At 56.0% G+C, this 20,075-nt stretch carries 17 protein-coding genes and 5 tRNA genes; 15 read left to right on the top strand and 7 right to left on the bottom strand.

All coding sequences use genetic code 11. The annotated features are described in order from the left end of the window. Positions 1 to 32: 32 nt before the first annotated feature. The 4 genes from AC0TNG_RS02185 to AC0TNG_RS02170 form a co-directional block, all read right to left on the bottom strand. Entirely contained in the window at positions 33 to 971 is a 939-nt protein-coding gene (locus AC0TNG_RS02185) for a sugar kinase (protein WP_473712715.1), read from the bottom strand. 3 nt (positions 972 to 974) lie between these two features. Beyond that, a complete protein-coding gene (locus tag AC0TNG_RS02180) occupies positions 975 to 1,724 on the bottom strand; it encodes a sugar phosphate isomerase/epimerase family protein (RefSeq protein ID WP_473701892.1) in 750 nt (249 codons plus the stop codon). Between the two features lie 103 nt (positions 1,725 to 1,827). Then, positions 1,828 to 2,844, bottom strand: coding sequence for a LacI family DNA-binding transcriptional regulator (locus AC0TNG_RS02175; RefSeq protein WP_008502761.1), 1,017 nt, complete (start codon positions 2,842 to 2,844; stop codon positions 1,828 to 1,830). 145 nt (positions 2,845 to 2,989) lie between these two features. Beyond that, positions 2,990 to 3,652: an OmpA family lipoprotein gene (locus tag AC0TNG_RS02170; RefSeq protein WP_024909080.1), complete on the bottom strand. Its 663-nt coding sequence runs from the start codon at positions 3,650 to 3,652 to the stop codon at positions 2,990 to 2,992. A gap of 212 nt (positions 3,653 to 3,864) precedes the next feature. On the opposite strand from AC0TNG_RS02170, the gene AC0TNG_RS02165 reads away from it, so the two are divergent. Beyond that, the gene (locus AC0TNG_RS02165; protein WP_473712736.1) at positions 3,865 to 6,144 is read left to right on the top strand and encodes a molybdopterin guanine dinucleotide-containing S/N-oxide reductase; all 2,280 of its coding nucleotides are present in this window, start codon (positions 3,865 to 3,867) and stop codon (positions 6,142 to 6,144) included. Here AC0TNG_RS02165 and AC0TNG_RS02160 read toward each other — a convergent pair. Both AC0TNG_RS02160 and tag read right to left on the bottom strand, forming a co-directional pair. Next, positions 6,107 to 6,553 (bottom strand): N-acetyltransferase, encoded by a 447-nt coding sequence (locus AC0TNG_RS02160; protein WP_024909082.1) that lies wholly within the window; start codon positions 6,551 to 6,553, stop codon positions 6,107 to 6,109. The two genes, AC0TNG_RS02165 and AC0TNG_RS02160, sit on opposite strands and share 38 nt — an antisense overlap. Beyond that, entirely contained in the window at positions 6,531 to 7,112 is a 582-nt protein-coding gene (tag, locus tag AC0TNG_RS02155) for a DNA-3-methyladenine glycosylase I (protein ID WP_032650807.1), read from the bottom strand. Before tag ends, AC0TNG_RS02160 begins: the two co-directional genes overlap by 23 nt. A gap of 162 nt (positions 7,113 to 7,274) precedes the next feature. On the opposite strand from tag, the gene AC0TNG_RS02150 reads away from it, so the two are divergent. The 9 genes from AC0TNG_RS02150 to dppF all read left to right on the top strand — a co-directional run bounded on the left by AC0TNG_RS02150 (position 7,275) and on the right by dppF (position 17,853). Beyond that, entirely contained in the window at positions 7,275 to 7,973 is a 699-nt protein-coding gene (locus AC0TNG_RS02150) for an autotransporter domain-containing protein (protein ID WP_420277640.1), read from the top strand. Between the two features lie 238 nt (positions 7,974 to 8,211). Then, positions 8,212 to 9,414 (top strand): L-lactate MFS transporter, encoded by a 1,203-nt coding sequence (locus AC0TNG_RS02145; protein WP_473701891.1) that lies wholly within the window; start codon positions 8,212 to 8,214, stop codon positions 9,412 to 9,414. Positions 9,415 to 9,668: 254 nt separating this feature from the next. After that, positions 9,669 to 11,360 carry a kdo(2)-lipid A phosphoethanolamine 7''-transferase gene (gene eptB / locus AC0TNG_RS02140; protein ID WP_024909086.1) on the top strand — a complete coding sequence of 564 codons (1,692 nt, stop codon included), beginning with the start codon at positions 9,669 to 9,671 and terminating at the stop codon, positions 11,358 to 11,360. A 91-nt stretch (positions 11,361 to 11,451) separates the two neighbouring features. Then, a tRNA-Pro gene (locus tag AC0TNG_RS02135) sits at positions 11,452 to 11,528 on the top strand. Positions 11,529 to 12,148: 620 nt separating this feature from the next. Continuing rightward, the gene (gene dppA, locus AC0TNG_RS02130; RefSeq protein WP_473712713.1) at positions 12,149 to 13,756 is read left to right on the top strand and encodes a dipeptide ABC transporter periplasmic-binding protein DppA; all 1,608 of its coding nucleotides are present in this window, start codon (positions 12,149 to 12,151) and stop codon (positions 13,754 to 13,756) included. A 161-nt stretch (positions 13,757 to 13,917) separates the two neighbouring features. Then, positions 13,918 to 14,937, top strand: coding sequence for a dipeptide ABC transporter permease DppB (gene dppB / locus AC0TNG_RS02125; RefSeq protein ID WP_024909087.1), 1,020 nt, complete (start codon positions 13,918 to 13,920; stop codon positions 14,935 to 14,937). Between the two features lie 9 nt (positions 14,938 to 14,946). Continuing rightward, the gene (gene dppC, locus AC0TNG_RS02120) at positions 14,947 to 15,849 is read left to right on the top strand and encodes a dipeptide ABC transporter permease DppC (RefSeq protein ID WP_024909088.1); all 903 of its coding nucleotides are present in this window, start codon (positions 14,947 to 14,949) and stop codon (positions 15,847 to 15,849) included. 10 nt (positions 15,850 to 15,859) lie between these two features. Further along, positions 15,860 to 16,843: a dipeptide ABC transporter ATP-binding protein gene (dppD, locus tag AC0TNG_RS02115; RefSeq protein WP_008502772.1), complete on the top strand. Its 984-nt coding sequence runs from the start codon at positions 15,860 to 15,862 to the stop codon at positions 16,841 to 16,843. Beyond that, positions 16,840 to 17,853 (top strand): dipeptide ABC transporter ATP-binding subunit DppF, encoded by a 1,014-nt coding sequence (gene dppF, locus AC0TNG_RS02110; RefSeq protein WP_023309965.1) that lies wholly within the window; start codon positions 16,840 to 16,842, stop codon positions 17,851 to 17,853. Before dppD ends, dppF begins: the two co-directional genes overlap by 4 nt. A 42-nt stretch (positions 17,854 to 17,895) precedes the next feature. Here dppF and coaA read toward each other — a convergent pair whose 3' ends face one another. Then, positions 17,896 to 18,846, bottom strand: a complete 951-nt coding sequence (coaA, locus tag AC0TNG_RS02105; RefSeq protein ID WP_021242480.1) for a type I pantothenate kinase — start codon at positions 18,844 to 18,846, stop codon at positions 17,896 to 17,898. A 317-nt stretch (positions 18,847 to 19,163) separates the two neighbouring features. Between coaA and AC0TNG_RS02100 the strand changes: the two genes are divergently transcribed. The 5 genes from AC0TNG_RS02100 to AC0TNG_RS02080 form a co-directional block, all read left to right on the top strand. Then, positions 19,164 to 19,239 (top strand) — tRNA-Thr (locus tag AC0TNG_RS02100). Positions 19,240 to 19,247: 8 nt separating this feature from the next. Further along, a tRNA-Tyr gene (locus tag AC0TNG_RS02095) sits at positions 19,248 to 19,332 on the top strand. A 117-nt stretch (positions 19,333 to 19,449) separates the two neighbouring features. Further along, a tRNA-Gly gene (locus tag AC0TNG_RS02090) sits at positions 19,450 to 19,524 on the top strand. Positions 19,525 to 19,530: 6 nt separating this feature from the next. Continuing rightward, positions 19,531 to 19,606, top strand: a tRNA-Thr gene (locus AC0TNG_RS02085). Between the two features lie 118 nt (positions 19,607 to 19,724). Then, positions 19,725 to 20,075 (top strand): GTP-binding protein (locus AC0TNG_RS02080; protein WP_171048787.1); only part of this gene is annotated, 351 nt, incomplete at its 3' end.

Below are 20,075 nucleotides of genomic sequence, written 5' to 3'. Positions count from 1 at the left end.
CACCCTGGCCCTCTCCCACCGGGAGAGGGAATTCATACTCCGAGCTGTGCTCGGGTGGGTAATCCTTCGCTGTCGCCCTGCACCTGAATGGCCAGCGAGCCAATCTTGTTGCCCCGCGCGACGGCCTGCTGCAGCGTTTTGCCTTCCAGCAGGGCGCTAATTACGCCAACGGCAAAACCGTCGCCCGCGCCGACCGTGTCGACAACGTTCTCAACCTTCACCGCCGCGACCGCGCCCTGTTCGCCGTTGGCCGTCTTGAACCATGCGCCATCGGCACCCGTCTTCAGCACTACCGCTTTTACCCCTTTATTCAGATAGAAATCAGCAATGCCTTCCGGTGTATTTTCACCCGTCAGGATCATCCCTTCTTTCAGCCCCGGCAGAACCCAGTCCGCTCTGAACGCCAGACGGTTCAGTTTCTCGACCATTTCCGCTTCGCTTTTCCACAGCACCGGACGCAGGTTAGGATCGAACGAGATCGTTTTTCCCTGGGCTTTCAGAGTGGCTACCGCATGATCCAACAGTTCATACGAGCTGGCAGAGAGCGCTGCCGCCACGCCGCTCAGGTGCAGGTGGCGCGCGGAGGCGAAATAGTCTGCGTGGTAATCCGCAACAGAGAGGTGGCTTGCGGCCGATCCTTTGCGGAAATACTCCACAATGGGATCGGTTCCATTTTCGACCTTGGATTTAAGCTGAAACCCGGTAGGGAAGCGTCCGTCGAGGGTCACGCCTGCAGCATCGATACCCTCTTTTTTCAGCGAATCGAGAACGAAATGGCCAAAGCTGTCATCCCCCACGCGGCTGACCCAGCCCACGTTCAGGCCGAGACGTGCCAGGCCGGTCGCGACGTTCAGCTCTGCGCCTGCGACGCGCTTGATAAAGTGCTCTACCGCGCTCAGTTCGCCCGTTTCAGTGGCGACAAACATCGCCATGGCTTCGCCGATCGTGATGACATCCAGCGTCTTGTGCATGATTTACTCCTCGCGCAGCAGGTTGACGTAATGGCGGGTAACCGCGGTTAAATCCGTCCCTTCCAGCGGGAACTCGATCCCGCGTGGGGCATCGGCAGGCAGCTGCCCGAGCAGATCCAGCCAGCGCGCATCGGCGTGGTCCGGTGCCACGGCGCGGAAGTTATCTTTATGCGGCACGGCGGCTTTAACGTGGATATAGCTCACCGCAGGGGCCAGATGACGTGCGGCTTCTTCAGGCGAATCGCCAACCCACAGCCAGTTGCCCATGTCGAAGGTCAGCGTGACGGGGAGCGCCATTTCCCGGCAGGCGGCCTGGAAGCGCTGCATGGGGGCGAGCTGTCCGCAGTCGGTCTGATCGTTCTCCACGACCAGCACCATGCCGCTTGCGTTCAGCAGGCTACGCAGGGCGTCGAGAGGCTGCGCGTCGCGGAAATGGCCAAGGGAAACCTTCAGCCACAGGGCGTTCAGGGTGCTGGCCTCAGAGAGATAGCGGGTCAGGTCCGGGTTGAGGGTGCCGTCGGGCATAAACAGGGCGGCGGGGGCGGAGTAGCACGCCAGCAGGCCGAGCAGCTCAATGGATTCTCCCAGCGCCGGCAGCGCCAGCAGCTCGTCGCTGCTGAACAGTTCCCGGCGGATCTCCACGCCGTCTGCCCCTGCGCCTGCAATTACGGGCAGCATCGCCCGCTGACCGCCCGCCTGTCGCACCTGTTCCGCACCGTACGCGGCGGTGACCACCATAATTTTCCTGCCCATCTTCGGACTCCATCGCAACATATCAATACTATTACGCTAGATGGAACCGGTTCCAAAGAAAAGGTCAGGATGTTGAATTTATGATCGCTATCACAAGGGAAATTTAACGCGCGGTGGAGCCGCGAACGATCAACTCGCCGGAGAAGACCTGCTCGCGAACGGCATCGCTGGTGCCTTCAATACGACGAACCACTTGTTCAACAGCAGCATAGCCAATCTGCCAGGTGGGTTGTTTGAGTGTCGTAATGCCGACGCCGGCCAGCTCCGCCCACTCCAGCTCATCAAACCCCAGCAGACCGATATCGCTGCCCCAGTGCAGGCCAATACGCTTGAGCGAGCGGGCGACCTGGAGCGTCAGCGCCCCGTTGGCGGAGATAACGGCTTTGCGCATCCCGCGATGGCGCGTGTGGAACTGACGCAGGGTGTTGTCGAGCTGCCCCGCTTCGTGAAGCGGCGTTTCGGCATTTTCGGCTATCACGCCGGGATATCGCTCCAGCGTGGCGCGAAATGCGCTCAGGCGCTCGCGACGGGTGTTGACCATCCCCAGCGGTTCACTCAGAAACAGAATGGCCTCGAAGCCCTGCTCAATCAGATGTTCGGTGGCGGTCGTGGCGGCCTGGGTGTTATCCAGCCCGACCACATCGCAGGCAAATTCCGGGATTTTACGGTCGATAAGGACCATCGGCAGGGAGGATTGCTGCAGGCGGTTTAACCCCTCTTCGCGCATGCCCACCGCGTTAACCACGATCCCTTCCACCTGATAGCTGCGCAGCAGGTCGAGGTAATGCAGCTCCTGATCGACTTCGTTGTTGGTATTACAGACCAGCGGCGTGAAACCCTTCTCACGACAGGCGGCTTCAATACCGCTAAGCACGTTCACGGAATAGGGGTTGGTGATATCGGCGATGATAAGCCCGATAAGGCGGGTGCGACCGCGTTTAAGCCCGCGCGCCATGAGGCTGGGACGATAGTCGAGATCGGCAATGGCTTGTTCAATACGCGCCAGCAATGCGTCGGACAACAGGTGTTTCTCGCCATTGAGGTAGCGCGAAATGCTGGTTTTACCGGTTTTGGCGGCTTTCGCCACGTCGCTGATGGTGGCCCGGGCTGGTTTGCTCATCGCTGATTTCCCTGAATTTAGTGAGAATACCTTAGCGGGAAAATCGGACGAATCAAGTAATTTGCCCGGTGGCGCTGCGCTTACCTGGGGTGCGGTCTGGTGCCCTCACCCCAACCCTCTCCCACGGGGAGAGGGGGAAATGCGATTACTGAATTGGGCTTAACGTAATCTCAACGCGGCGGTTCTGCGCTTTGCCTTCCGCCGTGCTGTTGCTGGCGATAGGGTTGGCAGGGCCCATGCCGCTGGTGCGGATGCGGTTCGCTTCAACGCCCTGGGTGATCAGCGAGCTGGCCACGGCATCGGCGCGCTGCTGGGACAGACGCATGTTCAGATCCTGGCTGCCGGTGCTGTCGGTGTAGCCCATCACGTTTACAGCGGTCTTGTTGTACTCTTTCAGCACCATCGCCACGCCGGTCAGGGTATTCGCACCCGCCGGTTTCAGCGTTGCGCTGCTGCTGTCGAAGGTCACGTTGTTCGGCATGTTCAGGATGATGTTATCGCCGCTGCGCGTCACGCTCACGCCGGTTCCCTTCATTTTGTCGCGCAGCTTCGCTTCCTGCACGTCCATGTAATAGCCTACGCCGCCGCCAAGCGCTGCGCCTGCCGCTGCGCCAATCAGCGCGCCTTTGCCGCGGTCTTTCTTGGAGGAGGAGAGCGCCCCAACGCCTGCGCCGACTAGCGAGCCGATACCTGCGCCAATGCCGGATTTACCCGCTTCGCGTTCACCGGTGTAAGGGTTGGTTGTGCAGCCAGAAACAGCCAGGGCACCGCTCACCAGAGCGGCAATAACGAGTACGCGTTTTTTCATCTTCTTTCCTTAATCCTTTTTATTCTTTGCCACGGCGAGCGTGGCAGTTGATTATGACGTCCAGATACGGAGAAAATTCCGGGTATAACTCTGAAATTTGTGACAAACCATAAACTGCCTCAGCAAGAAGGCCGTAAAACCTGCACGCAACCAGGAGCGCACGCTTGAGCACCTCAACGAAAACCATTCTGACCGCCGCCCACTGGGGACCGATGCTGGTCGAAACTGATGGCGAAAATGTTCTGTCGTCCCGCGGGGCACTGCCAACCCAACATCCCAACTCGTTACAGACCGTCGTTCGCGATCAGGTGCATAGCAAAACGCGTGTGCGCTGGCCGATGGTGCGTAAAGGTTTTCTGGCCTCGCCGGATAAGCCGCAGGGAGTTCGCGGTCAGGATGAGTTTGTTCGCGTGAGCTGGGATGACGCGCTGGCGCTTATCCACGCCCAGCACAAGCGCATTCGCGACAGTTACGGTCCGTCGTCCATTTTCGCCGGGTCCTACGGCTGGCGTTCTAACGGGGTTCTGCATAAGGCTTCAACGCTGCTGCAGCGCTATATGAGCCTGGCGGGAGGCTATACCGGTCATCTGGGGGATTACTCCACCGGTGCGGCGCAGGCGATCATGCCGTACGTCGTGGGAGGGAACGAAGTATACCAGCAGCAGACCAGCTGGCCGCTGGTGCTGGAGCATACCGATGTGGTCGTGCTCTGGAGCGCTAACCCCCTTAACACATTGAAAATTGCCTGGAATGCCAGCGACGAGCAGGGCATTGGATATTTCGACGCGCTGCGCAAAAGTGGCAAGCGCATCATCTGCATTGACCCCATGCGCTCTGAAACCATGGATTTCTTCGCCGACAGCGCCGAGTGGATTGCCCCCCATATGGGCACCGACGTGGCAATGATGCTGGGTATCGCCCATACGCTGGTCGAAAACGGCTGGCACGATGTCGAATTCCTGACGCGCTGTACCACCGGCTTCGATAAATTCGCCGACTACCTGACGGGCCAGTCCGATGGGGTGGCGAAAACGGCAGCGTGGGCAGCAGCGATTTGTGGCGTTTCTGCAGAGAAGCTCCGCGAACTGGCGGCATTGTTCCATAAAAACACCACGATGTTAATGTCCGGTTGGGGGATGCAGCGCCAGCAGTTTGGTGAGCAGAAACACTGGATGCTGGTGACCCTTGCCGCGATGCTTGGGCAGATCGGTACGCCGGGCGGCGGTTTTGGTCTCTCCTATCATTTTGCCAATGGCGGTAACCCCACGCGTAAAGCGGCGGTGCTGGCGTCTCTGCAAGGCTCGGTGCAGGGCGGCGTGGATGCGGTGGATAAAATTCCGGTGGCGCGTATTGTTGAGGCCCTGGAGAATCCGGGCGGTTTTTATCAGCACAATGGTCTCGACCGCCACTTCCCGGATATTAAATTTGTCTGGTGGGCGGGCGGGTCGAACTTCACGCACCATCAGGATACCAACCGCCTGATCCGCGCCTGGCAAAAGCCGGAGCTGGTGGTGATTTCCGAGTGCTTCTGGACCGGCTCGGCCAAACACGCCGACATCGTGCTCCCGGCGACCACCTCGTTTGAGCGTAACGATCTCACCATGACCGGCGACTACAGCAACCAGCATATGGTCCCGATGAAGCGCGTAGTGGCCCCGCGAGATGAAGCACGTGATGATTTTGACGTGTTTGCTGAACTGAGCGAGCTGTGGGAAGCGGGCGGTCGCGCGCGTTTTACCGAAGGGAAAAGCGATCTGCAATGGCTGGAGACCTTCTACCAGATTGCCGGACAGCGCGGCGCGGCGCAGGGCGTGACGCTTCCGCCCTTTGCTGAGTTCTGGGAGGCGAACCAGATCGTCGAGATGCCGGAGAGTGAACAGAACGCGAAGTTTGTCCGTTTTGCCGATTTCCGCCGCGACCCCGAGAACCACCCGCTGAAAACCGAGAGCGGAAAGATTGTGATCCACAGCGAGCGCATCGCCAGCTTTGGTTATGCCGACTGCCCGCCACACCCTATGTGGCTTGAGCCGGACGAGTGGCACGGTAATGCCCGGCCGGAGCAGCTGCAGGTGTTGTCAGCGCATCCCGCGCACCGTTTGCACAGCCAGCTTAACTATACCTCCCTGCGCGAGCAGTATGCGGTCGCCGGGCGAGAGCCGATCACGCTGAATACCCTCGATGCGCAGGCCCGCGGGATTGCGGACGGCGACGTGGTGCGCGTCTGGAACTCGCGTGGGCAGGTGCTGGCAGGGGCGGTGGTGAGCGACGGGATTAAACAGGGCGTGATCTGCATTCATCAGGGCGCATGGCCTGACCTTGATCTCGCCGAAGGTGGTATCTGTAAAAACGGGGCGGTTAACGTGCTGACCAAAGATCTCCCCAGCTCGAAGCTGGGGAACGGTTGCGCTGGGAATACGGCCCTGGCCTGGGTCGAGAAATATCAGGGGCCCGCGCTTACCTTAACGGCGTTTGATCCGCCTGCCAGCTCATGATCCAGGTCGGGTGCTGGGTGTCATCCTGCCAGGCGCTGTCTTCAATGCGAAAGCCCTGCGCATGGTAGAAGTTCACCGCCCGGACATTTTTCTGGTACACCTCCAGGCTTAAGTGCGGGAAGCGCTGTTGAACATAGTTCAGCAGCGCGCGCCCGATGCCTTTCCCGATGCATGACGGTGCCACAAACAGCGCGCCGACAAACTGAGACTGCATCACGCTGATAAATCCGCAAGGTTTGCCATCCTGTTCCCAGACCCAGGTTTCGGCTGAAGGCAGGTAAACATCCCGCACCATGGCCTCGTTCTCTTTCCAGTAACCCGGCTCGATAAACGGATGTGCTTCCGTGGTGCTTTCAAGCCAGAGGCTCAGAAGCGGCGCGGTATTTTCACTTTGCCATTTGCGGATCATGATGGCCTCCCGGATGACAGAAGCAGCCGGTAACGTGGTCGTTGACCAGGCCACAGGCCTGCATAAAGGCGTAGCAGATGGTGGAGCCGACAAACTTAAAGCCGCGTTTTTTCAGGGCCTTCGAGAGCGCATCCGAGGCCGGGGTGGAGGCCGGGATGTCCGCGAGCGTGGCGGCCTGGGTAACCTGCGGATCGTTGTTCACAAACGTCCAGACAAAATCTGAAAATGATTCGCCGTTTTGCTCCATCGCCAGATAAGCGCGTGCGTTACCGATGATGGCCTGGATCTTACCGCGATGGCGGATGATGCCGGCATCCTGCACCAGTCGCTCAACGTCCTCATCGGTCATCGCAGCGACGGCGACAGGATCGAACTGGTGAAAGGCGTTGCGATAGTTTTCGCGTTTTTTCAATACCGTAATCCATGATAACCCCGCCTGCTGGCCCTCCAGGCAGATCATCTCAAAGAGTTTTTTGCCATCCGTTTCCGGCACGCCCCATTCCCGATCGTGATAGTCGATATAAAGCTGATCCTGGCTCACCCAACCGCAACGTTCCATCCGTCATCTCCCTTATTGATACTGATTTCGCAAAAATTTCATTCCGTCTGTCTTGACGTGCCTGGTATAAAGACAATAGTTAATACAGGGCCAAATGCCTTCTAAAGTCTTCCTGAATAACGACAAATATCGCCGAATTCGGCTCTCTCTGGGGTCGCGTTGATGATGATAAAAAAAATCAGTGGTCGCCATGCTGCTTCTGGCCTGGTGGGAATTTCAGCCTGCCTGTTTTTTTGTAATACAGCGTCTGCCTGGCAACAGGAATATATCGTTTCAGACGCCCAAAATAATATGGCGGAACGCTATACATGGGACGCGGATCACCAACCGCGTTATGAGGATATTCTGGCGGAGCGTATCCAGTCTTCGCAAAACGCGCCAGGTCTTGCCCTGAATATTCCGTCAGGCGGCACCACGGAGGGGGCGATGAGCATGGGCTGGAATTTTCCGGTTTCAGCGCGTATCACCACCGGGCCGGTAGTGGCGTGGCGGTACGACGGCACGGCTCCCATGATGATCAACGAGTTTGGTGATAGCGCGTCGACGCAGGCACTCACCGACCCGCTCTGGCATGCCAGCGTCAGCACGCTGGGGTGGCGCGTGAATACCCAGTACGGCGATCTCCGTCCCTGGGCGCAGATCAGCTACAACCAGCAGTTTGGTGAAAATCAGTGGAAATCGCAGTTTGGCATGCCGCAAACGCCAGCTCCTGCCCAAAACGGTAGCTGGATGGATGTCACCGTGGGAACGGATATTCCCTTTAATACGCACATGGCGGCGTATGCGTCGCTGGCTCAGGGGGAACACACCTCCACCGGTGAGGAGTTTTTATACACCCTTGGCGTTAGCGCAAATTTCTAGAGTTGTTACTTTTTTAAACGTTACGATAACATCTCGAATACAACAACCACGGGCTTTACAGCGATAGCAGATACTAACAGGCTATCGCTTTATTCCCATGACAGGCCATTCATTCCCGATTCCAGGCATTTCATTCCGTTCCGCCTGCATTTCATGCCGTTTTACCCCAGGCGTATTAAGGTTTTGTTTATCGTTGTCCTCAGCGAACTTCCTTAATTTCTCTTGCAGGACAACTGCCATGAACACATCAACCTATAACCGCACGCGCTGGCTCACGCTCTTTGGTACCATCGTCACCCAGTTTGCGCTGGGGTCGGTCTATACCTGGAGCCTGTTTAACAGCGCGCTTTCCGACAAACTCGGCGCGCCGGTCAGCCAGGTCGCGTTCTCCTTTGGTCTGCTGAGCCTGGGTCTGGCGATTTCATCTTCCGTCGCGGGCAAGCTGCAGGAGCGTTTTGGCGTGAAGCGCGTGACCATGGCGTCCGGCATTCTGCTGGGGCTGGGCTTTTTCCTGACGGCGCATTCCAGCAACCTGATGATGCTGTGGCTGAGCGCCGGCGTGCTGGTGGGGCTGGCCGATGGCGCGGGGTACCTGCTGACGCTGTCAAACTGCGTGAAGTGGTTCCCGGAACGTAAAGGCTTAATCTCCGCGTTTGCCATTGGTTCTTACGGTTTGGGCAGCCTCGGGTTCAAATTTATCGACGCCCACCTGCTGGCGTCCGTTGGCCTCGAAAAAACCTTTATGATCTGGGGCGCAATTGTTCTGGTGATGATTCTGTTCGGCTCCACGCTGATGAAAGATGCGCCGCAGCAGGAGGTTAAATCCGTGAACGGCGTGGTGGAGAACGACTTTACCCTCGCGCAGTCCATGCGTAAGCCACAGTACTGGATGCTGGCGGTGATGTTCCTGACGGCCTGCATGAGCGGTCTGTATGTCATCGGCGTGGCGAAAGATATCGCGCAGGGGATGGTGAAACTGGATGCCGCCACGGCGGCCAACGCGGTGACCGTGATCTCCATTGCTAACCTCTCGGGTCGTCTGGTCCTTGGTATTCTGTCTGACAAAATTGCCCGCATCCGCGTGATCACGATTGGGCAGGTGGTCTCGCTGGTCGGTATGGCGGCGCTGCTGTTCGCTCCGCTGAATGAAGCCACCTTCTTCGCGGCGATTGCCTGCGTGGCCTTTAACTTCGGCGGCACCATCACCGTCTTCCCGTCACTGGTAAGCGAGTTCTTTGGCCTGAATAATCTCGCGAAAAACTACGGCGTTATCTATCTGGGCTTCGGGATCGGCAGTATCTGCGGCTCGCTGATTGCCTCCCTCTTCGGCGGGTTCTACGTGACCTTCTGCGTGATATTTGCCTTGCTGATTATCTCGCTGGCGCTCTCGACCACGATTCGTCAGCCGCAGCGCGAAGTGTTCAAAGAGGTGCATGCTTAATGACGATGAAAAAGGCCGGTTATCCGGCCTTTTTCTTGTGTAAAAACTGATGATCTGGGTAAACCGTCTCGTTCTTAATTTTTTGTAAATATCTGTACCGATCACACACTCTGCTGCCACTTTTTCTTTTCCCTGTGGTCTACTTACCACGCGGGTAGACGTTTCCGATAACGACTTCTTAAGCGATTCTTTAACCTATTCATTTTTAAAACAAAAATGATCGGTGATTTCGTCCCTTTTTCCGGGTAGTTTGCATGAAATACATTAAATCGATGGCACAACAAAAGCTCTGCTTTTTGCTGGCGTTGTACATCGGCCTGTTTATGAATGGCGCAGTTTTCATCCGTCGGTTTGACGGTTACGCGCATGATTTTACCGTCTGGAAAGGAATTGCAGCGGTTGTCGAATTGGTCGCTGCTGTACTGGTCACCTTCTTTTTATTCCGCATTCTTACCCTGTTTGGCCGTCGCGTGTGGCGAGTGCTGGCTACGTTTATCGTGCTGTGCTCGGCGGGTGCCAGCTATTACATGACCTTTATGAACGTGGTGATTGGCTACGGCATTATTGCCTCAGTGATGACCACGGATATCGACCTCTCTAAAGAGGTTGTAGGGCTGCACTTTATTCTCTGGCTGGTAGCCGTCAGTGCCTTACCGCTGCTGCTCATCTGGAGCAACCGTTGCCGGTACACGCTAGTGCACCAGATTCGCACGCCAGGCAAACGTTTCAGAAGCGTCGCGATAGTCCTGCTGGCCGGTTTGATGGTCTGGGGACCAATTCGTCTGCTGGAAGTGAAGCAAAAGCATGATGAGCGTACCTCAGGCGTGGATATGCCAAGCTACGGCGGTGTAGTGGCGAACTCGTATTTACCGTCTAACTGGATTTCCGCGCTGGGGCTGTATGCGTGGGCGCAGGTGGATGAATCTTCCGGTAACAAATCGCTGATGAACCCGGTGAAGAAGTTTACCTACGTCGCACCAAAAGATATCGACGATACCTATGTCGTCTTTATTATCGGAGAAACCACGCGCTGGGATCATATGGGTATTCTTGGCTATAACCGTGATACCACGCCGAAACTGGCGCAGGAGAAAAACCTGATTGCCTATCGTGGCTATTCTTGTGATACCGCCACCAAGCTCTCACTGCGCTGTATGTTTGTGCGCGAGGGCGGGGCGAGCGACAACCCGCAGCGTACGCTGAAAGAGCAAAACGTCTTCTCGGTGCTGCATCAGCTTGGGTTCACGTCTGCCCTCTATGCGATGCAGAGCGAAATGTGGTTCTACAGCAATACCATGGCGCAGAACATTGCATACCGTGAGCAGATTGGCGCAGAGCCGCGTAACCGTGGCAAATCTGTCGATGACATGCTGCTGATTGATGAGATGAAACTGTCCCTGAGCGATAATCCTGATGGTAAGCATCTGATTATTCTTCATACCAAAGGGTCGCACTTTAACTACACCCAACGTTACCCGCGTAACTTTGCCAAATGGAAGCCTGAGTGCGTCGGGGTGGATAAAGACTGTACCAAAGCGCAGCTGATCAACTCCTACGACAACTCCGTACTGTATGTGGATCACTTTATTGATTCGGTGATTGACCAGGTACGCGATAAGAAAGCGATTGTGTTCTATGCGGCGGACCACGGTGAATCCATCAATGAGTATGAGCATCTGCACGGTACGCCGCGCAAGATGGCACCGCCGGAGCAGTTCCGTGTACCGATGATGGTGTGGATGTCTGACAAGTATCTGGAAGACCCGGAGAAAGCGAAGATGTTTGCTCAACTAAAGAAAGAGGCGGAGATGAAGGTGCCGCGTCGTCACGTTGAGCTGTACGACACCATTATGGGTTGTCTCGGCTATACCTCACCGAATGGTGGGATTAACGAAAACAACAACTGGTGTAAACTCCCTGATAACACCGCAAAAGCCGCGCAGTAGCTGCTCTGGCGAGAATATCGCCAGTTGAATGGCTTTTTGAAAATAAGGGATTGACGGGGGCGCACCTCAGCAGTAAGATGCGCTCCGCATTCGGCGAGTAGCGCAGCTTGGTAGCGCAACTGGTTTGGGACCAGTGGGTCGGAGGTTCGAATCCTCTCTCGCCGACCACATTCTGAAAAGGGCTAACCGTAAGGTTAGCCCTTTTTGCATTATGGCCTTATCTCGTCAGAGTATCCAAAACGCCCCTTAGACCTGCTTCCACCTGCCTGTTAACGATTTTGTGACATAATCCATTGTATTTTTTTATATATAGATTGATCTTTTTTCGCGTTGCTTATGGATAACCTCAGCATTTTTCGCTGTGCGTTTTAACGTTCGCGGTATTTAGTGCTCAGATAATCACCATTCTGCAAGAAAATTTACCCATTCTGAATAAAAGTTAATCACTGATTGTGGCGAAATAGGGAGAGAGTTGTGCTGCAACATGGCGAGTAGCATAAATTTCCCTGCTGAAAACTGGCGTACATAGTTTTTTTAATCTTTGTTTGCGGTTTCTCACACTCAGCGTAAATCCCCGTCACCTGTATTGACGTTTTCACATTCTGTTGACAGATTGTAGGGCATGAGGGGCATTTCAGGGACGATCTGCGCTGCAACTCAAACGCTCTTCTGAAAGGATTCTCCATCCCTTTAAAGCCTTCGGGCATCACCGACCGGACCGGGTAAAAAATAAATAAAGGTCTGGCGGCGTAACACAACAAAGCAAAACATCACATTGGAGCAGAATAATGAGTATTTCCTTGAAGAAGTCAGGGATGCTGAAGCTTGGTCTGAGCCTGGTGGCTATGACCGTGGCAGCAAGCGTACAGGCAAAAACCCTGGTTTACTGTTCTGAAGGCTCGCCGGAAGGCTTTAACCCACAGCTCTTTACCTCTGGTACGACTTACGACGCAAGCTCTGTACCGATCTATAACCGTCTGGTTGAATTCAAAACCGGTACCACGGAAGTGATTCCGGGTCTGGCCGAGAAGTGGGACGTCAGCGAAGACGGTAAAACCTATACCTTCCACCTGCGCCAGGGCGTGAAGTGGCAGGACAGCAAAGAGTTCAAACCAACGCGTGAATTTAACGCCGACGACGTGGTGTTCTCCTTCGACCGTCAGAAAAACGCCCAGAACCCGTACCACAAAGTGTCTGGCGGCAGCTATGAATACTTCGAAGGGATGGGTCTGCCGGACCTGATCTCTGAAGTGAAAAAAGTGGACGATAATACCGTTCAGTTCGTGCTGACGCGTCCGGAAGCACCGTTCCTGGCTGACCTGGCCATGGACTTCGCCTCAATCCTCTCTAAAGAGTATGCGGACAACATGCTCAAAGCCGGTACGCCGGAGAAAGTCGACCTGAACCCAATCGGTACCGGTCCATTCCAGCTGCTGCAGTACCAGAAAGATTCCCGCATTCTGTATAAAGCGTTCGAAGGCTACTGGGGCACCAAGCCGAAGATCGACCGCCTGGTCTTCTCCATCACGCCTGATGCGTCAGTGCGTTACGCAAAACTGCAGAAAAATGAATGCCAGGTGATGCCGTACCCGAACCCGGCTGACATCGCCCGCATGAAGCAGGACAAGAACATCAACCTGCTGGAGCAGGCTGGCCTGAACGTGGGCTATCTCTCCTTCAACACCGAGAAGAAACCGTTTGATGACGTGAAAGTGCGTCAGGCGCTGACCTACGCGGTGAACAAAGAAGCGATCATCAAGGCGGTTTACCAGGGTGCAGGCGTTGCAGCCAAAAACCTGATCCCACCAACCATGTGGGGCTATAACGACGACGTTAAAGACTACAGCTACGATCCTGAGAAAGCGAAAGCGCTGCTGAAAGAAGCGGGCCAGGATAAAGGCTTCACCGTTGAGCTGTGGGCGATGCCGGTACAGCGTCCGTACAACCCGAACGCACGCCGTATGGCAGAAATGGTTCAGGCAGACTGGGCTAAGATTGGCGTTCAGGCCAAGATTGTGACCTACGAGTGGGGCGAGTACCTGAAGCGCGCCAAAGCGGGTGAGCACCAGGCAGTCATGATGGGCTGGACCGGTGATAACGGGGATCCGGACAACTTCTTCGCCACCCTGTTCAGCTGCGCGGCGGCAAAAGACGGTTCTAACTACTCTCGCTGGTGCTACAAGCCGTTTGAAGACCTGATCCAGCCGGCGCGTGCGACCGACGATCACAACAAACGTATTGAACTGTACAAGCAGGCGCAGGTTGTTATGCACGATCAGGCTCCGGCGCTGATTGTTGCTCACTCCACCGTGTACGAGCCAGTGCGTAAAGAAGTGAAAGGCTACGTGGTTGATCCACTGGGCAAACACCACTTCGAAAACGTATCTGTTGAATAATAAGTAGGGTGTTCTCCCTCTCCCTCTGGGAGAGGGCAGGGGTGAGGGGCGTGCATGCATCCCCTCACCCTAACCCTCTCCCGAAGGGAGAGGGAATTTACATTTGTGAGCAATACAGACGTCACGCCACTGGTCGTGCGTCATCAGAGAGAATCCGGGTTATGTTGCAGTTCATCCTCCGACGTCTGGGACTTGTTATCCCCACGTTTATCGGTATCACCCTTCTCACTTTTGCCTTCGTCCATATGATCCCCGGCGACCCGGTAATGATTATGGCGGGCGAGCGTGGTATTTCCCCTGAGCGCCATGCACAGCTGCTGGCGGAACTCGGTCTCGATAAGCCGATGTGGCAGCAGTACCTCCATTATATCTGGGGCGTGTTGCACGGTGATTTAGGGATTTCGCTGAAAAGCCGTCTTCCGGTGTGGGACGAGTTCGTGCCGCGTTTTAAAGCGACACTGGAGCTTGGCGTCTGCGCCATGATTTTCGCCACTGCGGTGGGTATTCCTGTCGGGGTACTGGCTGCCGTCAAGCGTGGCTCTATTTTCGACCATACCGCCGTGGGCCTGGCGTTGACCGGCTACTCCATGCCTATCTTCTGGTGGGGCATGATGCTGATCATGCTGGTCTCGGTGCAGCTTAACCTGACACCGGTCTCCGGGCGCGTCAGCGATATGGTTTTCCTGGATGACACCAACCCGCTCACCGGCTTTATGCTGATTGATACGGCTATCTGGGGTGAAGAGGGCAACTTCATGGATGCCGTCGCGCATATGATCCTGCCTGCCATGGTGCTGGGCACCATTCCTCTGGCGGTGATCGTACGTATGACCCGTTCATCGATGCTGGAAGTGCTGGGCGAGGATTACATCCGCACCGCCCGCGCCAAGGGCCTGACGCGTATGCGCGTCATTATCGTCCATGCGCTGCGTAACGCCATGCTGCCGGTTGTGACCGTTATCGGTCTCCAGGTGGGGACGTTGCTGGCGGGGGCGATCCTGACCGAAACCATCTTCTCCTGGCCGGGCCTGGGCCGCTGGCTGATTGACGCGCTGCAGCGCCGTGATTATCCGGTAGTGCAGGGCGGTGTACTGCTGGTCGCGACGATGATTATCCTCGTCAACCTGCTGGTCGATTTGCTGTACGGCGTGGTGAACCCGCGTATTCGTCATAAGAAGTAAGGGGCCATCATGTCACAGGTTTCTGAAAACAAAGTTGTTGCTGCACCGGTTCCGATGACGCCGATGCAGGAGTTCTGGCACTACTTCAAGCGCAACAAAGGCGCGGTGGTGGGGCTGGTGTATGTCGCAATCATGATCCTGATTGCGGTGTTTGCAAACGTGCTTGCGCCGTATAACCCGGCGGATCAGTTCCGCGATGCGCTGCTCGCTCCGCCTGCGTGGCAGGATGGCGGCAGCCTGGCGCACCTGCTGGGTACCGATGATGTGGGCCGCGACGTGCTGTCGCGTCTGATGTATGGCGCGCGTCTGTCGCTGCTGGTTGGCTGCCTGGTTGTTGTGCTGTCGCTGATCATGGGCGTCGTACTCGGCCTGGTTGCCGGCTACTTCGGCGGCATCGTTGATAACATCATCATGCGTATCGTCGACATCATGCTGGCGCTGCCAAGCCTGCTGCTGGCGCTGGTGCTGGTGGCGATCTTCGGTCCGTCGATCGGTAACGCCGCGCTGGCGCTGACCTTCGTGGCGCTTCCTCACTACGTGCGTTTAACCCGCGCGGCGGTGCTGGTGGAAGTGAACCGCGATTACGTCACCGCGTCTCGCGTAGCGGGTGCCGGTGCGATGCGCCAGATGTTCGTTAATATCTTCCCTAACTGCCTTGCGCCGCTGATTGTTCAGGCGTCGCTCGGTTTCTCTAACGCCATTCTTGATATGGCCGCTCTTGGCTTCCTGGGCATGGGTGCGCAGCCGCCAACACCGGAGTGGGGCACCATGCTCTCCGACGTGTTGCAGTTCGCACAAAGCGCCTGGTGGGTTGTCACCTTCCCGGGTCTGGCAATCCTGCTGACGGTGCTGGCATTTAACCTGATGGGTGATGGCCTGCGTGATGCGCTTGATCCCAAACTGAAGCAGTAAGAGGCACGAGATGGCGTTATTAAATGTAGATAAATTATCGGTGCACTTTGGCGACGAAGGCACCCCGTTTCGCGCCGTGGACCGCATCAGCTACAGCGTAAATCAGGGCGAAGTGGTTGGTATCGTCGGGGAGTCCGGTTCAGGTAAGTCAGTGAGCTCACTGGCGATCATGGGGCTGATTGATTACCCGGGCCGCGTAATGGCGGAAAACCTGCAGTTCAACGGTCAGGACCTGAAGCGCATTTCTGAAAAACAGCGCCGCCAGCTGGTGGGCGCGGAAGTGGCGATGATTTTCCAGGATCCGATGACCAGCCTGAACCCGTGCTACACCGTCGGTTTCCAGATTATGGAAGCGATTAAGGTGCATCAGGGCGGGAATAAGAAAACCCGTCGTCAGCGCGCGATCGATCTGCTGAATCAGGTGGGTATTCCGGACCCGGCATCACGTCTGGACGTTTACCCGCACCAGCTCTCAGGCGGGATGAGCCAGCGCGTGATGATCGCGATGGCGATTGCCTGTCGACCAAAACTGCTGATTGCGGATGAACCGACGACGGCGCTGGATGTGACCATCCAGGCACAAATCATCGAGCTGCTGCTGGAGCTGCAGCAGAAAGAGAATATGGCGCTGGTGCTGATTACGCACGATCTGGCGCTGGTGGCCGAAGCCGCGCACAAAATCATCGTGATGTATGCCGGGCAGGTGGTCGAGACCGGAAATTCGCACGATATCTTCCGCGCGCCGCGTCACCCGTATACCCAGGCGCTTTTACGCGCGCTGCCGGAGTTTGCTCAGGATAAAGCGCGTCTGGCGTCGCTGCCGGGTGTGGTACCGGGTAAATATGACCGTCCGCAGGGCTGTCTGCTCAATCCGCGCTGCCCGTATGCGACGGACAAATGCCGGGCAGAAGAGCCAGAGCTGAACCAGCTGGCTGACGGTCGTCAGTCGAAATGCCACTACCCACTCGATGATGCCGGGAGGCCAACACTATGAGTACGCAACAGGCCACCACGCAACAACCGCTGTTGCAGGCCATCGATCTGAAAAAATACTACCCGGTGAAGAAGGGATTGTTTGCCCCTGAACGCCTGGTGAAAGCGCTGGACGGCGTCTCTTTTAACCTCGAACGCGGTAAAACGCTGGCGGTGGTGGGGGAGTCAGGCTGCGGCAAATCCACGCTGGGCCGTCTGCTGACGATGATTGAAGTGCCGACTGGCGGGGAGCTTTATTATCAGGGGCAGGATCTGCTCAAGCACGATCCGCAGGCGCAGAAGCTGCGCCGCCAGAAAATCCAGATTGTGTTCCAGAACCCGTATGGTTCTTTGAACCCGCGTAAAAAAGTCGGACAGATTCTGGAAGAGCCGCTGCTGATCAACAGTAATCTGAGTAAGGAGCAGCGTCGCGAAAAAGCGCTGGCGATGATGGCGAAGGTCGGCCTCAAAACCGAGCATTACGATCGCTATCCGCACATGTTCTCCGGCGGCCAGCGTCAGCGTATCGCGATTGCTCGCGGGCTGATGCTCGATCCGGACGTGGTGATTGCCGATGAGCCGGTCTCCGCGCTCGACGTATCCGTACGTGCGCAGGTACTGAACCTGATGATGGATCTCCAGCAGGAGCTGGGGCTGTCTTACGTGTTCATCTCCCACGACCTGTCGGTGGTGGAGCATATTGCTGATGAGGTAATGGTGATGTACCTGGGGCGCTGCGTGGAGAAGGGGACCAAAGACCAGATCTTTAATAACCCTCGCCATCCGTACACCCAGGCGCTGCTGTCTGCGACGCCGCGTCTCAACCCGGACGATCGTCGCGAGCGTATTAAGCTGACGGGCGAACTGCCAAGTCCGCTGAATCCACCGCCGGGATGTGCATTCAACGCCCGCTGCAGTCGTCGCTTCGGCCCGTGCACCCAGCTCCAGCCGCAGCTGAAGGATTATGGCGGCCAGTTGGTTGCCTGCTTCGCGGTCGATCAGGATGAAAATGGCGAGAAGCCACAGGCATAACGAAAAAACCGGCGCTAAGCCGGTTTTTTTATGTCTGCTTGATTATTTCCGCAGGCGAATCTGGTCTACGGCGTGCTTCTCGCTCTTGGTGAGGATCAGGCTCGCGCGCTCGCGCGTCGGCAGGATGTTCTCTTTGAGGTTCACGTAGTTGATCTCATTCCACAGCCCCGTTGCCACATTGATCGCTTCTTCTTCAGAAAGCTGGGCGTAATGGTGGAAATAGGAGTCCGGGTCGGTGAATGCCCCTTCGCGGAACTTCAGGAAACGGTTGATGTACCAGTTCTGCAGCAGGTCTTCCGGCGCATCGACATAGATAGAGAAATCGACGAAATCCGAGACGAATACGTGATGCGGATCGTGAGGATAGTCCATCCCGCTTTGCAGTACGTTCAGACCTTCCAGAATCAGGATGTCCGGCTGGACCACCGTTTTATCCCCACCCGGGATGCGATCGTAGATCAGATGCGAATAGACTGGCGCAGTCACGTGCGGCACGCCGGATTTCAGGTCAGAGACAAATTTCACCAGACGGTGCATATCATAAGAGAGCGGGAAGCCCTTCTTCTTCATCAGCCCGCGTTCTTTTAACACTTCGTTCGGGTGCAGGAAGCCGTCGGTGGTGATCAGTTCCACGCTGCGGTGTTCCGGCCAGCGGCTCAACAGCGCCTGCAGGACACGCGCGGTGGTACTTTTACCCACGGCCACGCTGCCTGCGATACTAATGATATAAGGAATGCGTTGACCGTTCGTCCCGAGAAACTGCTCCAGCACAGCCTGGCGGCGCAGGTTCGAGCTGATATAGAAGTTAAGCAAGCGAGAGAGGGGGAGATAAATTTCTGCCACCTCTTCCAGGGACAGATCTTCGTTTATCCCTTTTAACCGTGCGATTTCACCTTCCGTCAGCGTCATAGGGACGGAATCACGCAGGGCAGCCCACTGGCTGCGGTTAAAGTGAAGATAAGGCGTCATTAACGTTTGCTCTTTTTTGCTCATAAGCATGCTTCAGTGAGCCAGCGCTATACTGCCGGATCGTGGCTCATCACACAGTTAATTTTGGACAATGGGCAGGAGGTTAACACCAGATGGCAGGAATAATAAGAAAAAAGATGGATAGCGCTGCGTTACGCGGAAGCCGTCACGCTATGGTGTATACGGTGTAAATCACGCGTGCATGTTGATTATTTGACCCACAATGACTACTTTTACAGCGCTTAGCGCTTCGTTCGCATAAAATGTGAGCGAAAGAACGTTTTATGCAAATTTTTAGTTGCATGACCGCGCAGGTATCCATAGAATGCGCGCTACTTGATGCCGACTTAGCTCAGTAGGTAGAGCAACTGACTTGTAATCAGTAGGTCACCAGTTCGATTCCGGTAGTCGGCACCATCAAGTCCGGTGGGGTTCCCGAGCGGCCAAAGGGAGCAGACTGTAAATCTGCCGTCATCGACTTCGAAGGTTCGAATCCTTCCCCCACCACCACTTTCTGGCAGCGTAAATGCCGCCGGAGCTGGTTGGAAAAATTAGCCAGCTCAAACTGAAAAAGAGAGAAATCTCTTTTTTTGTTACAGAAAGAACTGGGTAGCCGAGTTTCAGGATGCGGGCATCGTATAATGGCTATTACCTCAGCCTTCCAAGCTGATGATGCGGGTTCGATTCCCGCTGCCCGCTCCAATACGTGCTGATATGGCTCAGTTGGTAGAGCGCACCCTTGGTAAGGGTGAGGTCCCCAGTTCGACTCTGGGTATCAGCACCACTTCACTTCTCCTTCCCGTTTCTCTCTGTTTCAATTTTACTGTATTCAACAATTCAGGCATTTCGCCTGGTTGATGTGGTGATATCACCGATTTATCCGTGTCTTAGAGGGACAATCGATGTCTAAAGAAAAGTTTGAACGTACAAAACCGCACGTTAACGTCGGTACTATCGGCCACGTTGACCATGGTAAAACAACGCTGACCGCTGCAATCACTACCGTTCTGGCAAAAACCTACGGTGGTTCTGCTCGCGCATTCGACCAGATCGATAACGCACCAGAAGAAAAAGCTCGTGGTATCACCATCAACACCTCTCACGTTGAGTACGACACCCCGACTCGCCACTACGCACACGTAGACTGCCCAGGCCACGCCGACTATGTTAAAAACATGATCACCGGTGCTGCGCAGATGGACGGCGCGATCCTGGTTGTTGCTGCGACTGACGGCCCAATGCCTCAGACTCGT

It is taken from the genome of Enterobacter sp. PL_is514, assembly GCF_055816715.1.
Note: the sequence above shows the minus strand (reverse complement) of the source record. Positions and strands in the feature narration are given on the sequence as shown.

Bases quoted from the DNA above. Each gene is read 5' to 3' on its own strand.
- dppA (WP_473712713.1), top strand. From the start codon at position 12,149: ATGAGTATTTCCTTGAAGAAGTCAGGGATGCTGAAGCTTGGTCTGAGC.
- tag (WP_032650807.1), bottom strand. From the start codon at position 7,112: ATGGAACGTTGCGGTTGGGTGAGCCAGGATCAGCTTTATATCGACTAT.
- eptB (WP_024909086.1), top strand. From the start codon at position 9,669: ATGAAATACATTAAATCGATGGCACAACAAAAGCTCTGCTTTTTGCTG.
- AC0TNG_RS02150 (WP_420277640.1), top strand. From the start codon at position 7,275: ATGATGATAAAAAAAATCAGTGGTCGCCATGCTGCTTCTGGCCTGGTG.
- dppB (WP_024909087.1), top strand. From the start codon at position 13,918: ATGTTGCAGTTCATCCTCCGACGTCTGGGACTTGTTATCCCCACGTTT.
- AC0TNG_RS02170 (WP_024909080.1), bottom strand. From the start codon at position 3,652: ATGAAAAAACGCGTACTCGTTATTGCCGCTCTGGTGAGCGGTGCCCTG.
- AC0TNG_RS02145 (WP_473701891.1), top strand. From the start codon at position 8,212: ATGAACACATCAACCTATAACCGCACGCGCTGGCTCACGCTCTTTGGT.
- dppF (WP_023309965.1), top strand. From the start codon at position 16,840: ATGAGTACGCAACAGGCCACCACGCAACAACCGCTGTTGCAGGCCATC.
- AC0TNG_RS02180 (WP_473701892.1), bottom strand. From the start codon at position 1,724: ATGGGCAGGAAAATTATGGTGGTCACCGCCGCGTACGGTGCGGAACAG.
- coaA (WP_021242480.1), bottom strand. From the start codon at position 18,846: ATGAGCAAAAAAGAGCAAACGTTAATGACGCCTTATCTTCACTTTAAC.
- dppD (WP_008502772.1), top strand. From the start codon at position 15,860: ATGGCGTTATTAAATGTAGATAAATTATCGGTGCACTTTGGCGACGAA.
- AC0TNG_RS02165 (WP_473712736.1), top strand. From the start codon at position 3,865: ATGCTGGTCGAAACTGATGGCGAAAATGTTCTGTCGTCCCGCGGGGCA.
- AC0TNG_RS02185 (WP_473712715.1), bottom strand. From the start codon at position 971: ATGCACAAGACGCTGGATGTCATCACGATCGGCGAAGCCATGGCGATG.
- AC0TNG_RS02175 (WP_008502761.1), bottom strand. From the start codon at position 2,844: ATGAGCAAACCAGCCCGGGCCACCATCAGCGACGTGGCGAAAGCCGCC.
- AC0TNG_RS02160 (WP_024909082.1), bottom strand. From the start codon at position 6,553: ATGATCCGCAAATGGCAAAGTGAAAATACCGCGCCGCTTCTGAGCCTC.
- dppC (WP_024909088.1), top strand. From the start codon at position 14,947: ATGTCACAGGTTTCTGAAAACAAAGTTGTTGCTGCACCGGTTCCGATG.